This window comes from Dysgonomonas gadei ATCC BAA-286 (assembly GCF_000213555.1).
Taxonomy (GTDB): Bacteria; Bacteroidota; Bacteroidia; order Bacteroidales; family Dysgonomonadaceae; genus Dysgonomonas; species Dysgonomonas gadei.
This window is the reverse complement of record NZ_GL891987.1, coordinates 108,127-122,800: the sequence shown is the minus strand read 5'-3', so window position 1 is coordinate 122,800 and position 14,674 is coordinate 108,127. Positions and strand designations below refer to the sequence as shown.

The following is a 14,674-nucleotide window of genomic DNA, read 5'->3' as shown; positions in this document are numbered from 1 at the left end:
GTCTTTATTTAAGGATACTATCGAAATACGCTATAGTTTCGGTAAGTCCTTCTCTCAATTGGATTTTAGGCTCCCAGTTCAGTTTCTCTTTGGCCAGGCTAATATCCGGTTTTCGTTGTTTAGGATCATCGCTTGGCAAAGGCTTAAATACTAATTTCGATTTAGAACCTGTTAGTTCCAGTATAAGATTAGCTAGCTCAAGCATCGTGAATTCACCCGGATTACCGGTATTTACAGGGCCTACAAACGAGTCATCAGTAGCCATCATTCTTATCATGGCTTCCACCATATCATCCACATATTGGAAGCTGCGTGTTTGTGTGCCATCCCCGTATATGGTGATATCCTCCCCTTTCAGTGCCTGCACTATAAAGTTCGAAACCACGCGACCGTCTTCCGGATTCATCCGGGGACCATACGTGTTGAATATGCGGACGATCTTAATCCTTACCCCGTTCTGGCGGTGATAGTCCATAAATAATGTCTCGGCACAGCGCTTCCCTTCATCATAACAGGAACGTATCCCGATAGGGTTTACATTTCCCCAATATGACTCGGGCTGAGGGTGTACATGAGGATCGCCATAGACTTCGCTTGTCGAAGCCTGAAGTACTTTCGCTTTCAGGCGTTTCGCCAGTCCAAGCATATTGATGGCTCCCATGACGGAAGTCTTAATAGTCTTAATGGCATTATACTGATAATGAACAGGAGAGGCAGGGCATGCAAGGTTGTATATCTGGTCCACATCGACATGAAACGGGTGGACAACATCATGCCTGATCAATTCGAAGTAAGGATTGCTAAGTAAGTGTATGACATTCTCTTTAGAGCCGGTGAAATAATTGTCTAAGCATAATACTTCATTGCCTTCATTAAGAAGTCTTTCGCACAAGTGTGACCCGATAAATCCGGCTCCTCCTGTTACAAGTATTTTTTTTCGAGTCATTAGCTTTTAGTCTATCTTATTGTTTGTAAGTTCGTTTCGGGATACAAAGGAATGAAAAAATACAATGTGTCTGAAATTCTTTAACACTTTATTTACCTGAAACTATTTTCTTTATATCATTTAACTTGTTCAAGGCTTCCATTGGCGTCAGATTATTGACATCCAGCGATTTTATTTCATCTCTCACCTGGCTAAGCACAGGGTCGTCTAACTGGAAGAAACTAAGCTGATAACCTTCCCTGTTTTCTTTAATATCCTTGATAGGCTTAGATATCCCCTGTTTGCGGTTATCTGTTTCCAATTGCTTGAGTATGTTGTTTGCCCGTTTCACAATGCTTTGAGGCATACCGGCCATCTTAGCTACATGAATACCGAAGCTGTGCTCACTGCCACCGGGAACCAGTTTGCGAAGAAAGATAATCCTGTTATCCATCTCTTTGACCGAAACATTGAAATTCTTAATCCGCTTAAAGGATTTCTCCATCTCATTCAGTTCATGGTAATGTGTGGCAAACAGAGTCTTTGCTTTCGCTTTCGGATGCTCGTGAATGTATTCCACAATAGCCCATGCAATAGAAATACCATCATAAGTACTGGTTCCCCGGCCCAGCTCATCAAATAAGACAAGACTACGCGGAGAGAGATTATTCAATATATCGGCAGCCTCATTCATTTCCACCATAAAGGTTGATTCACCCAGCGAAATATTATCAGATGCCCCGACACGGGTAAATATCTTGTCCACCAGCCCTATCTGGGCAGATTCGGCAGGGACAAAGCTACCGGCTTGCGCCATCAGTGTAATTAAAGCAGTTTGGCGAAGTAAGGCGGATTTACCGGCCATATTCGGCCCGGTTATAATGATTATCTGTTGCGAATTACTATCCAGAAAAACATCATTTGTTATATACGATTCGCCTAATGGCAGTTGCTTCTCAATGACCGGATGGCGTCCGTTTTTTATCTTCAATGCATCTGTATCATTGATTTCGGGACGGATATACTTGTTCTCCTTGGCCACTTTGGCAAACGACAGCAGGCAGTCGGTCTGTGCAATCAGATTCGCGTTTACCTGTATAGTCGGGATGTATTCTACAAGGCTGAGTACAAGGTCATTAAAAAGAGCAGTTTCGAGGGACAGGATTTTCTCTTCCGCACCCAGAATTTTCTCTTCATAGTCTTTCAGTTCCTGTGTGATATAACGTTCTGCATTTACCAGAGTTTGCTTACGGATCCATTCGGCCGGAACCTTATCCTTGTGCGCGTTCCGTACTTCTATATAATAGCCGAATACACTATTGAAACTTATCTTGAGAGAGGAGATTCCGGTAGCTTCAGTCTCACGTTGTTGTATTTTCAGCAGGTAATCTTTTCCGGAATACGATATATCCCTCAACTCATCGAGTTCTGCGTTTACTCCCTTATTGATCACGTTCCCGCGATTCAGCATTGTAGGCGGATCGGGATGTATTTCCTTTTCTATACGTTCGCGGATAATAGGGCATGGATTGAGCTTTTCCCCTATTTCTCTCAGGCTTGGCTCGCTCGATGCCAGAAATGCCTCGCGTATAGGTTCTATGGCTTTCAATGCTACTTTCAACTGTACTACTTCACGCGGGGTAATTCTGTTTACGGCTACTTTGGATATAATGCGCTCCAAGTCTCCTATCAATGAAAGCTGTTCTTCCAGCAGGCCTTTTAATTCCAGGTCCTTGAAGAAGTATTCGACTACAGACAGCCGGCTGTTTATAGGCTTCGCATCTTTCAGCGGAAATACCATCCAGCGGCGAAGCATACGGGCGCCCATCGGCGATGTTGTCCTGTCCAGAATGTCGAGGAGGCTTTTTCCTCCTTCATTCATGGTAGAAATAAGTTCAAGGCTGCGGACAGTAAACTTATCCAAACGAACGTACTTATCTTCCTCTATCCGCGAAAGCGAAGTGATATGCCCTATCTGTGTATGTTGGGTGACATCGAGGTAATGAAGGATCGTTCCTGCTGCAATTACCCCGTTTGTCAGATGTTCCACGCCGAATCCTTTCAGGTTCTTTGTTTCAAAGTGCTTCAATAACCTGTCTCTGGCAGTATCTTCCGTAAATACCCAGTCATCGAGTTCGAAGATAAAGAAACGTGTTCCGAAATATTCTTCAAATAGCTTTTTTTTGCTCCTTTCCACCAAAACTTCTTTCGGTGAGAAATTGGTAAGCAGTTTATCTACATATTCTTTAGTCCCTTCTGCTACAAGATATTCACCTGTGGAGATATCGAGCAGGGAAATACCACAGCTGCTTTTTGCAAAATGTACTGCACAGAGAAAATTGTTCTCTTTGTGATTGAGGATATTGTCATTAATGGATACCCCGGGAGTGACAAGTTCCGTAATTCCCCGCTTTACAATTGTCTTGGTCAGCTTGGGGTCTTCCAGCTGGTCGCAGATAGCGACGCGCTTGCCTGCCCGCACCAGTTTAGGAAGATAAGTATCCAATGCATGATGAGGAAATCCGGCCAGTTCTACAAATTGTGCCGATCCATTGGCACGCCGGGTAAGTGTAATTCCTGTTATCTCGGCAGCATCGATGGCATCTTGTGAAAAAGTCTCGTAAAAGTCACCCACACGAAACAGCAATATTGCATCAGGATGTTTACTCTTGATTTCAAAATATTGTTTCATCAACGGGGTTTCGGCTACTTTCTTCGACACAGTTATTATGTTTATTTAGATGTATTCTTTATTGTTAAATTACAAGTAAGCAAAGATAGAAAATAATTAATAATTAAGAATGAAGAATTAATAATTCGTTTGGTTGTAGCTTCTGTATAAAAGTTGACAATTAGCAATCGCCGAAGCGAAGGTGAGGCAAATCTGACACTTTTTACACTATTTTCGAACTATTACTTTTCTTAATAAAACTCTGTGTACTTCTTTGATCTCGTGGTTAAAGAATCTTTCACAAAGGTCTTAGGCACAAAAAGTAACAAAGGTAACACTTTTTCAGCTTTTAGCCGTTAGTGGCGCAAAGCGACAAAACTTGTAACTTTCTCCAAAAGGTAACAAAGGTTACACTATTTCACTCATTTGCTAATATGCTAATTTGCAAATCTGCGAATCAATTATTTCAAAGAACTGTAAGCTAATAGCTAAAGGCTATCGGCTAAATTATATAGATAAAGTTTTGGATATTTCTATACAACTGTTTTTATAGGAATCCGGCCTAAGCCACTTAGTACATAATGAGTTTATTATGTTGCCCTGCTAGATGGGTAAAGTCTGAAAGACAGAGAGGTGTTTATTTTTTATTTTTCAAGAATTCAAATTTCTGTTTTAGCAAAGCATTTTCTTTTTCTAATTCGAATTTTTCCGCTAATAATTGCATTTCTTTTTCGTAATGTTCTTTTTGCATTTCAAGCAATTCCTTATTCATTTTTGCCACTTCTTCAATCGGAAAATTATAAATGACATCATGTCCTACCGAGGCAACGGCCTTGTCTTTAAAAGAAACAGTCTGAGCATTTATGGTAAGTTGTGAAATCAAACTTTCAGGCTTAAAGTTTTTCAGAAAATCAACAGGAATTTCTAATGCAAGGGCTATTTGATTCAGTAACTCGTCATCAATAATCTCCTGATTCTCTATTCTGGATATATCACTTTGCTGTTTATTCAGTTTATCAGCTAAATCTTGCTGAAATAGCCCTTTCAACTCCCGGGCAAATCTAACATTTTTACCTTGATGTATCTTTTTTTCTTTTCCGGCGACTTCACTCATAGACTTTTTTTTACAGTATGATACTTCAAAAATAACATATTATATCAATAAACTGCATGCAGCATTTGCTTTTTTTATAAATTCCAGAATCATTCGGCTGTTTATCAGCCAAATATCCTATTGTTCTATAATAATTTCACATACAAAACGTTAAACTTACTTTTGTCTGAGAAAAAGCTTGCTTATGGAAATAACAAGCGAATTTACAGCAATTCAGAATTATTTACTGAATGTTTTAACCTTACCATAATCAGTAAATATAGGGATATACTTTACAGATTTCATAGAGAAGCTCAGATATTTTAATGGGATATGCTATACTTAATAATTTTAATAGTATTTATAATATGTTGGCTATGTATAACTTGTTCATTATATGACGTCCCAAGCGATATTGAGCTATGGGGAAAAGAACTTGAATAAACCGATTATAATTAAACATTAATTTCCAACCGTACGCAAATTTTCAATTGAACCTGTAAGTAATAGTATAGCTATTACTTTGTAGAGATGCTCCCCAATATTAAAGGGAGCATCTTTTTAGGTATTTCTTTTGTCTTTCGTCTATGTAAATCCGGCGAAACCAGGTATAATCAATTTTACTCTGTGGCTAAAATAAAGGAACAAGTTCATAAAATCGGTTCTAAAAAACACAAAAAGAGATTAGAGTGAATTTTCACCCCAACCTCTTTTTGTTACCTTTTTTAAGATTCTTTTACAGCTTCTTAAAGCTAATACTCATCCTCGTTGAAAAAGAAATCTTCCTTGCTCGGATAATCGGGCCAGATATCTTCGATAGTATCAAAGATTTCATCCTCGTCCTCGATCTCCTGTAAGTTTTCTATCACTTCTAGGGGTGCGCCTGAACGTTGAGCATAGTCTATTAACTCTTCCTTCGTTGCAGGCCATGGCGCATCTTCTAATTTCGATGCAAGTTCTAAAGTCCAGTACATAATATCTTAGTTTTATTTATTTGCCAGTTTGGTTATATTTTTCGCAAAAATAGAACTTTATTTCTTATATCAAAGTCTGATTCCAAAATATTTCTTTTCCTTTCTTATTACTCTCCTTCCTGGCTAGTAAGAAAAAGTAGTCTGAAAGCCGGTTTACAAACATTAGCACGTGTTCATCTACCGGAAATTCTTCCTTCACCCGGTATATACAACGCTCGGTCCTCCGGCAGACTGTCCGGCATATATGAGCCCGTGATGCCGATTCACTCCCTCCCGGTAGTACAAACTGGCGAAGGGGTGGCAGTTCGCTGTCCATCCTGTCCATTTCGTTTTCCAGCAGCGCAATATCTTTTTCTGTAATTATACTTGCTGCTTTGGGAGGTATTGCTTCGGTTTCCGTGGCAAGGTATGAACCTACCGTAAACAATTTGTGCTGAATATATGATAATGTTTCCAAATCGTGCTCATCGTCTATCTCTTCTGTCAGGAATCCGACAAAAGAATTCAGTTCATCGGCAGTCCCATAGGCTTCGAGCCTGACATGGGATTTAACTACCCGTTTTCCCCCGACAAGGGAAGTCGTTCCCTTATCTCCGGTTTTTGTATATACCAAGCTTTTTTTCATTTATCAATGATATGTTTAGATAGTAAATACGAATGCTGATCCGCTTTATTGTCTTGCCAAACGAAAATCCCTGACAGCTATTTAAAAACTGATCTGATAATTCCATTTGTACAGCTGTTTGTCGAAAAACAGAATTCCGGTATTAAACAGATCGAGTACAGCTGTCCGCGACTCTATATTCAAAATACTTCTCCATAACATCTGATAGCGTTTGTTTGTTCGGATACCTTTCACAATAATGAATGTTTTTTCATGTGACAGTTCCATCAGGTACTTATTTATATCCGCAGGCAGATGATTATAATTGTTGAGATCGATCAATATACAGTCCTGTTTATCGGCTAAAACAGGCAATTCTTCTTTCGTGTACAAATTTATCTTTCTTGGCCAGTTATGATGCAACTTCCGGGCCAACGCTGCTTTTTGTTCCGATATCTCGACACATGTACATTCTATACTCGAAGACGGCGCAGTCAGACAAAGGGTGTTGACTCCAAAGCCGGAACCTATTTCCAGAACGCGTTCCACCTCGAAATGATTGGCCAGCTTAAACATCAGCTTATTGTGTTTATTTAGCTTGAAATGTTTTTCTGTCAGGCTGTCAAGCGCGAATTTTATATCATCATAAGCGTGATAAGGCGCTTTTTCTTCTATTACCTTTGTCACCAGATTGAATACAAAGGGAGAATGTATGCCATGTCCCCGGTGATGGCGTACTTTATATAATAATTTCAATCCTGTCCTTGAAAGTTTGTATATGCGCGGCATATCAGAATAGCTTAACGTAGTAGGTCAACTTAACAGAAATAACCCTGTTGGCAGAGCGGTTGAAAAAATCAGATTTACTGTTTTTGTAAATATCTCCAAGGCCGAATGTATAGCGGCCTTCTAATGCAAAATGGCCGATACCCGACCTGAATTCGAGCCCCATGCCTGCCATAAGGGCATAGTCTATCTTTCTTTCGGCTTTACGATAGTACTGATATGTCATAAAAGAAGTACCCAGATCGCCACCTGCCAGTGCGTCGGAGAGCGCCTGATTCATCTTTTCGCTGTCACTGAGGAGGAAGCTTAGCTTGGGCCCCAAATTAAAGAATACACGTACCTTATTACCAAAGTAGATATGGGTAAGGATAGGTAGTTCCAGATAATTTAATTGATGGGAATGCTCGTATGGGGATGGTACTCCCGTTTCGCTCGGCTCAAAGTATTGTTCCCATCCTTGTTGCGAATAGTTCAGTTCGGCTATAAGCCCCAGATTCTTTTCGGTGATATAGCGTATAGCAAGTCCCCCGGCATACTGCTGGAGGTTTTTAGTGCTTATAGTTCCCCCGTAATTGAGCGCCCTGTTAGGGTCGAAGCTAACAGATGAAAGCGTGGGACCGAACCCGACACCTATATTCCACTCAGGTTCGAACTTTTTGTTCTGTCCGTTTACAACAACGGTAAAGAGTGACGATAACAATAATAGGATAAAGAATCTGTTTGTCATTTTTTATCTGCTGATATCTGTTTTTTCAATGCCTGACTCTGTTTTATACCGGATAAGGTATAATCCGTTATTGATAAATCCTCCTCTGTCGTTTACGCGTTGGAAGTGTGCGGCTGATTGCAGGGTCGGAACTTTAAGGTTAGATATACTGTTCTCAAAGCCACTGCCGTATCTGTTGAGGGCTGTAAGGAAGTAAAGTCCTGCATCGTATCCCAGATAGCCGTATTTAGGGTATGAATTTATAAGGTTTTTGTTGTACCATTTTTTGTATTCACCTGCAAAGTCTTTGACATCATTCTGTTGCTCATCGAGGAAGAATATGCTGTAAATATAAGAATCGTATTTATGCAGCCCGTTTGTATGCTGCGAATATGTCTGCCATTCGGGATAGCCGAACAGGGTTACCGCTTCTGTAGTAAGCGAATTCATTGCAGCCAGCATTTTGCGCAAAGTGATTTCTGATGAGGAGGTAGGGATCAGTATGTTCTTTTTTGTACCTTCCATCACATTCCTTATATCTGTAATCAGGTTGTCGGAGCTTGCAGTAGATTTGAACGGTATATTCGACTTTGACAGTTTTTTTTTCAGGATGTTCGTAAAATCAGATTTATCATTATCGGAACCGGCTTCGGATACGAAGATTATATTATAATCCCTGAACTTGTCCTTGAATGCATCTGATATTTCAGAGTACAGGCTGGAGTGGGATGTGGTCATCTGAAATAAGGTAGGTGTATTTTCGATGTCATTTGTCGAACCGAAAGGTATAACATATTTAATTCCTGTTTTCTTAGAAAATTTGGTCAATACATCTATTTGTTGTTTAGACACACCTCCGATCACAAGATGGAGATTTTTCATTTCGTTTGTACCCAAAAGACTTTCGAGCTTCTTTGTATTTTTTTCGGCACCAATGTCGAATGCATATATTTCGGCATTCAGCCCCTTGCTTTTCATCTCCTTAACGGCCAGCAGGAAGCCTTCATAATATTCAGCCAGCTTTTCTTTCTGGATACTGCCGTTCTTGTCCAGGAAAGGGAGCAATACTCCTACGCGTACTGTTTCACCTTTTGTTGCATAAGGAGTCTCTACACGTACAGCCTTTTGCCCATTGCCGGTCATTCTCGGCTCCTGTATCTGTCTTTTGGGTATGATCAATGTCATTCCTTCTTTCAATCCACCGTCTTTCAACGAAGGATTTGAGTTCAGGAGAGCTTCTACGGATATGCCTTGATTTCTGCCAATACTGTATAACGTTTCTCCTTTCTGTACTTTATATTCCATATTCGGGCTTGCATATCCTCCGTTTGTTGCAGTTGAAGATATAACTGTGGCTTCACCTGTAAACATAGGTATCCGGATAGTCTTACCCTTACTGAATGTCTTTTCGTCCAACCCCGGGTTCGCGTCTTTGAGGTCGTCTACAGATATATGATACATCCGAGATACGGAATAGAGAGTTTCTTTCGATTCAATCAGATGGCTGCTGTAGTTTGTCACTTTCCTCACTCTCTCTATTTTCAGCTTATCTCCCGTCTTTATTCCCTTTTCGGCCTTCGGGTTCAATTTGTAAATAGATTGCACAGTGGTGTTATACGCAGCGGCTATGGAGTATGCAGTCTCTCCTTTCACTACAGTATGTGTGATAACAGCATCCGGTGCCTGCGCAGTAGCGGAGACACCCGCTATATTCAAATCATTATATCCTTCAGCAGACAAGTTCAATGCAGATGCAGCTAACAGAATCAATGACAGGAACAGTATATTCTTAAATTTAGATTTCATGCTGATTGTTGTTAAGTAAAGGCACAAAAATACAAAAAAATGGCTTCGTATTCAGATATAACGTTTTTTATTAGTCTTTGTTATTTATATTTTTCCCATAATCCGGAATATACGATTTCCCGGCAGTTGTCAATAAACTGCTGCATATTCTCATCCGTAAGGTCGTCCGTCGAAATTGGTTCATGGACGATCAGTTCGAGTTTGCATGGATTGATGAGGTATGTGTTTATCTTCATCAGGTCGAATGGTCCGTTTACTGTTACAGGTACAACCGGCAGGCCCATTTCTTTTGCAATAACGAATGCTCCGCGTTTGAACCGCCCCATTTTGCCTGTATTTGTTCTTGCTCCTTCGGGGAATATTACCATCGAAGAACCTTCTCCAAGCTGCTCTTCAGCTTTGATAATAGTTTCTTTCCTCGACTTCAAATTCGACTGGTCCACAAAAACATGGCCTGCAATCTCCGAAGCCTTGCCTACAAACGGTATTTTGCGTAACTCCTGTTTCTGAACCCATTTTATATTCTGGTTCAGATACCCGTATATAAGGAAAATATCGAAAGCACCCTGATGATTAGGTACAAATACATACGATTGGTCTGGGTCGAGTTTCCCGTGGCGTACCACCTTAATCCTGCATAAGGCCAGTCGGCATGCCAGTTTACTCCAAAGGCGCGGCGGATAGTAACCCCAAAACGTCCGGTCACCTATAAGACAGCCAATCATTACTGTGACAGCTGTGATAATAGTCGCCAGTACAAATAGGGGGGCGAAGATGAACAACTGGTACAGAAAGAGAATAACTTTCTTCATAATCATGATATTCTGGTTCAATATGCAAAAATACATTTTTTAATTAAGAGTATATTTAAGTTTTTCCTACGAAGTGGTTCCTGATACAAACAGTCTCTCAAAAATATTTATTTGACTCTGATATACCGGATATTGCATTTGGTATGCGATATAAAGCATTTCGTCTCTTTTTCCAAAAGCACTTTCCGGCACGCTTTATCTTCGCAGTATAAATAATCGGAATCAAATAAATATTAAATCAATAAAAGCAATTATTATGAAAAAGCTAATTTTAACTACCATCGTTCTTTGTTTTGCAACTATTACTATGAGTGCCCAAATCCGCTTCGGGGTAAAAGCCGGAACTAACCTTTCGAATCTGTATGTAAGCGGGAATAATCAGGGTATAAATGCGGACCAGTATAAGGCAAGGGTAAGTTATCACTTCGGAGGTATGATAGAGTATTCATTATCAGATATATTTGCAATACAGCCCGAACTGATGTATACAAACGGAGGAGCGAACCTGAAAAAAGAGAATTCATTCGGGATGTCGGATGGACATATAACGCTGAATTCCGTGCAATTGCCTGTAAACCTGAAAGCTTCATTCGGATTGGGCGATAAAAAGATATTTGTATATGGAGGACCTTATCTGAGCTATAATATGTATGGCAAAGCAAAAGGGGAAATAAATGGCAAGGCAGAGGATACAGAAATATTTTCGAAAGGTTCTGATATGAAACGCTGGGACTATGGAGTGGGTATAGGAGTCGGTATAGAGATAAATAAACTTGTGTTGAGCCTGAATAATCAAATTGGCCTTGCCGATATCAATGAGGCAGAAGGCAGTAAGATGAAGTCGGGGAATATTTCTTTGTCAATAGGATACTTTTTTTGATAATAATAATCAAATTGTAAAAGCAGGGGGTAATCATTATTACCCCCTGCTTTGCTTTTTCATAAAATTGTACATATTTTCACCAAATAGTTAATAGGCACTATTTCAATATATAACTGCATAATTCTTATTACCTTTGGAATTCCGAAAGATACAGAACGATGGATTTCAAATTAACTTCTTACTACAACCCCACCGGAGATCAGCCTGCTGCAATTGCGGCCCTGTCGGAGGGCATTTTACAGAATCTTCCTTCACAAACATTGCTTGGAGTAACAGGCTCCGGAAAAACCTTTACGGTCGCCAATGTTATCCAGAATGTGAATAAGCCCACTTTAGTACTTAGCCATAACAAGACTCTGGCAGCCCAGCTATACAGTGAGTTTAAGACTTTTTTCCCTGACAATGCAGTCGAATATTTTGTCTCTTATTATGATTATTATCAGCCCGAGGCATATATTCCTTCCACAAATACATATATAGAAAAAGACCTTTCGATAAACGAAGAAATAGAAAAACTCCGGCTGGCAACGACTACATCTTTGCTGTCGGGCCGGCGCGATGTTATAGTGGTATCATCCGTTTCCTGCCTTTATGGCATGGGAAATCCGGAGGACTTTGAGAATTCGACTATCTCTATACATGTCGGTCAAAAACTTGTGCGTGACGTGTTTTTGCGTGCGTTGGTGAGTGCGCTGTATTCCCGTAATGAAATTGAGCCAAAAGCCGGAAATTTCAGGGTGAAAGGCGACACGGTCGATGTGTTTCTTGCCTATGGAGACCCTATAGTGAGGGTAGTATTCTGGGGGGATGAAATAGAGAGTATAGAATGCCTCGATCCTCTGAGCGGAGTCAAGATAGATAAGTATGACGATTTTCGTATCTATCCTGCCAACCTTTTCGTAACTACTAAGGACCGTATGGTGAGAGCTATTGCCGAAATAGAGATAGACCTCGGACGTCAGGTCGATTTTTTACAGTCGATAGGTAAGCAGCTGGAGGCAAAACGGCTTTATGAACGTGTAACATACGATCTGGAGATGATCCGTGAAGTAGGACATTGCTCCGGTATAGAAAACTATTCCCGCTATTTCGACAACCGTAAACCGGGTACACGTCCGTTCTGCCTGCTAGACTTCTTCCCTGAGGATTTTATGCTCGTAATAGACGAGAGCCATGTGACCATTCCCCAGATACGGGCAATGTACGGTGGAGACCACTCCCGTAAAGAGAATCTAGTAGAGTATGGTTTCCGTTTGCCTGCGGCACTGGATAACAGGCCTCTGAAATTTGAAGAATTCGAATCGCTTGTACCTCAAACGATATATGTAAGCGCCACTCCTGCCGATTATGAACTGATGAAATCGGAAGGTATAGTCGTTGAGCAATTGATACGCCCTACAGGCTTGCTCGACCCTCCTATCGACGTTCGCCCAAGTCTTAACCAGATAGACGACCTGATGGAAGAAATACAGACACGGGTGGATAAGAACGAGCGTACGCTTGTCACCACGTTGACGAAGAGGATGGCAGAAGAATTAACAGCCTATTTGCTAAACAATGGGATGAAGTGCAGCTATATCCATTCCGATGTGGATACGCTGGACCGTGTGCAGATAATGGATGACCTACGCAGCGGGGAGTTCGATGTATTGGTAGGGGTAAACCTGTTGCGTGAAGGACTCGACCTGCCCGAAGTCTCGCTTGTTGCAATCCTGGATGCGGATAAGGAAGGTTTCCTGCGTTCTCACCGCTCTCTGACGCAGACCGTGGGGCGTGCTGCCCGTAACGTAAACGGGAAAGTGATCTTCTATGCGGATAAGATTACGGAAAGCATGGAGAAGACCATAAACGAGACCAATCGCCGTCGTGAGATACAGATGGCTTACAATAAAGAACACGGCATCACCCCGCAGCAAATACGCAAGGCGCGTACCTCTGTATTCAGCCTACGTAAAGAGGAACAATTCTCGGTGAAATCGTATACTCAGGATTCATCTATTGCGATAGCATCAGAAGACAAAATACAATATATGACCAAAGACGAACTCAAAAAAGCGATCGAAAAAGCACGCAAGCAGATGTCTGCTGCCGCTAAGAAACTCGAGTTTTTGGAAGCGGCCCAGTTTCGCGATCAGGTGATTAAACTGGAAGATGAATTGAAGGCGAAAAAATAGTATTAGAAATTCATCTTAAAGCTGTTATAAGCTGCAATCTCTAAAGAAAACAACCGCCCAGTTCAATATATCCCTCTCGCATTCAATGCATTTCTGTATTTAATCGCATTCCTCTGATGTTCAGCATAGGTACGGGCAAAATTATGACGTCCTGAGAAATCTTCTTTTGCACACATATACAGATAGTCGCTCTTTGTATAATCAAGCACACTGTCAATCCCTTTGATCGAAGGTATCCGGATCGGGCCGGGAGGCAGACCCGTATGCATATACGTATTGTATGGAGAATCTACTTCAAGGTGCTTGTTCAATATACGGCGCAGGCTGAAATCACCCACTGCAAACTTAACCGTAGGGTCTGCCTGCAATGCCTGGCCCGAACGGAGCCTGTTAAGATACAATCCTGCCACAACCGGATATTCATCGGCAAAAGTACACTCTTCCTCAACAATGGAAGCCAGTGTTGATACTTCGACCGGAGACAGGCCTAATTCCTCTGCCTGCGCCATCCGTTTCTTATTCCAAAAATCACTATATTCAGTCTTCATCCTCCGAAGAAATTCATCGAGAGTAACATCCCAGTAAAATTGATATGTATTGGGAATAAACATGGCAACTACCGTCTCTGTAGTAAAGCCCAGATCTTTACATTTTTCGGGATTATTTAGAGCTGCTAACAGATCATCCTTGCCCAACATCAACTGATTGGAAATACGTTCAGCAAAATCTTCTTTTGTCCGTATATTGTTAAATTTCAGATTCAAAGGTGTCTGATGCCCGCTACGCAGGTGGCGCATAAGATCGAGGATATTCATATCCGGTTTGACAGCATAACGCCCTGTCTTTAAATTACCTTTATAATCCATAACGGAAGCCAACAGCTCGAAATTACTTATATTTTTTACTTTCGCACTATCTTTCAACTCTTTCAGCAATGCATCGTAATCTCTATTTTCATCTATATAGAGATAAACGGTCTTATCTATATTAAATCCTGTGCTTATAATACTATATCCGTATGCACCGGCTGCTATGACTATAACCACAATTATAATAAAAGTATATAAAATCTTCTTTTTCATTTCGGCTTTATTCTTTTAATAGTAACACATCAGTCGTTAAAAGGTAACAAAGGTAACACCTTTTTCTTATTTTTTATATTGTAACCTTTCATCAGATAGCAGGCTTATTATCTGTAACGTATAGATAAAATGATGGAGAAAAAGTAACAGTTATTTCA

12 protein-coding genes are annotated in these 14,674 nt (G+C 40.7%); 2 read left to right on the top strand and 10 right to left on the bottom strand.

Annotated elements, in window-relative coordinates; genetic code table 11:
• Positions 1-4 precede the first annotated feature (4 nt).
• The 9 genes from HMPREF9455_RS15860 to HMPREF9455_RS15820 all read right to left on the bottom strand — a co-directional run bounded on the left by HMPREF9455_RS15860 (position 5) and on the right by HMPREF9455_RS15820 (position 10,377).
• Positions 5-946, bottom strand: coding sequence for a UDP-glucuronic acid decarboxylase family protein (locus HMPREF9455_RS15860; protein WP_006800747.1), 942 nt, complete (start codon positions 944-946; stop codon positions 5-7).
• Between the two features lie 88 nt (positions 947-1,034).
• Positions 1,035-3,617, bottom strand: coding sequence for a DNA mismatch repair protein MutS (gene mutS, locus HMPREF9455_RS15855; RefSeq protein WP_185095964.1), 2,583 nt, complete (start codon positions 3,615-3,617; stop codon positions 1,035-1,037).
• Between the two features lie 616 nt (positions 3,618-4,233).
• The gene (locus HMPREF9455_RS15850; RefSeq protein WP_006800745.1) at positions 4,234-4,710 is read right to left on the bottom strand and encodes a helix-turn-helix domain-containing protein; all 477 of its coding nucleotides are present in this window, start codon (positions 4,708-4,710) and stop codon (positions 4,234-4,236) included.
• A gap of 731 nt (positions 4,711-5,441) precedes the next feature.
• Positions 5,442-5,663, bottom strand: a complete 222-nt coding sequence (locus tag HMPREF9455_RS15845) for a DUF2795 domain-containing protein (protein WP_006800744.1) — start codon at positions 5,661-5,663, stop codon at positions 5,442-5,444.
• Between the two features lie 64 nt (positions 5,664-5,727).
• On the bottom strand, positions 5,728-6,288 hold the full coding sequence (locus HMPREF9455_RS15840; protein WP_006800743.1) for a cob(I)yrinic acid a,c-diamide adenosyltransferase: 561 nt from the start codon (positions 6,286-6,288) through the stop codon (positions 5,728-5,730).
• 81 nt (positions 6,289-6,369) lie between these two features.
• On the bottom strand, positions 6,370-7,056 hold the full coding sequence (locus HMPREF9455_RS15835) for an O-methyltransferase (protein ID WP_006800742.1): 687 nt from the start codon (positions 7,054-7,056) through the stop codon (positions 6,370-6,372).
• Between the two features lies 1 nt (position 7,057).
• Positions 7,058-7,780, bottom strand: coding sequence for a porin family protein (locus tag HMPREF9455_RS15830; RefSeq protein WP_006800741.1), 723 nt, complete (start codon positions 7,778-7,780; stop codon positions 7,058-7,060).
• A gap of 3 nt (positions 7,781-7,783) precedes the next feature.
• The gene (locus HMPREF9455_RS15825) at positions 7,784-9,565 is read right to left on the bottom strand and encodes a LysM peptidoglycan-binding domain-containing protein (protein ID WP_006800740.1); all 1,782 of its coding nucleotides are present in this window, start codon (positions 9,563-9,565) and stop codon (positions 7,784-7,786) included.
• An 80-nt stretch (positions 9,566-9,645) separates the two neighbouring features.
• Complete coding sequence (locus tag HMPREF9455_RS15820) at positions 9,646-10,377, bottom strand: lysophospholipid acyltransferase family protein (protein WP_044216538.1); 732 nt, start codon at positions 10,375-10,377, stop codon at positions 9,646-9,648.
• A gap of 256 nt (positions 10,378-10,633) precedes the next feature.
• On the opposite strand from HMPREF9455_RS15820, the gene HMPREF9455_RS15815 reads away from it, so the two are divergent.
• Positions 10,634-11,257 carry a porin family protein gene (locus HMPREF9455_RS15815; RefSeq protein WP_006800738.1) on the top strand — a complete coding sequence of 208 codons (624 nt, stop codon included), beginning with the start codon at positions 10,634-10,636 and terminating at the stop codon, positions 11,255-11,257.
• A gap of 161 nt (positions 11,258-11,418) precedes the next feature.
• Entirely contained in the window at positions 11,419-13,434 is a 2,016-nt protein-coding gene (uvrB, locus tag HMPREF9455_RS15810) for an excinuclease ABC subunit UvrB (RefSeq protein ID WP_006800737.1), read from the top strand.
• Between the two features lie 62 nt (positions 13,435-13,496).
• On the opposite strand, the gene mltG is transcribed toward uvrB, so the two are convergent.
• Positions 13,497-14,516: an endolytic transglycosylase MltG gene (gene mltG, locus HMPREF9455_RS15805; RefSeq protein ID WP_006800736.1), complete on the bottom strand. Its 1,020-nt coding sequence runs from the start codon at positions 14,514-14,516 to the stop codon at positions 13,497-13,499.
• Positions 14,517-14,674: the final 158 nt, after the last annotated feature.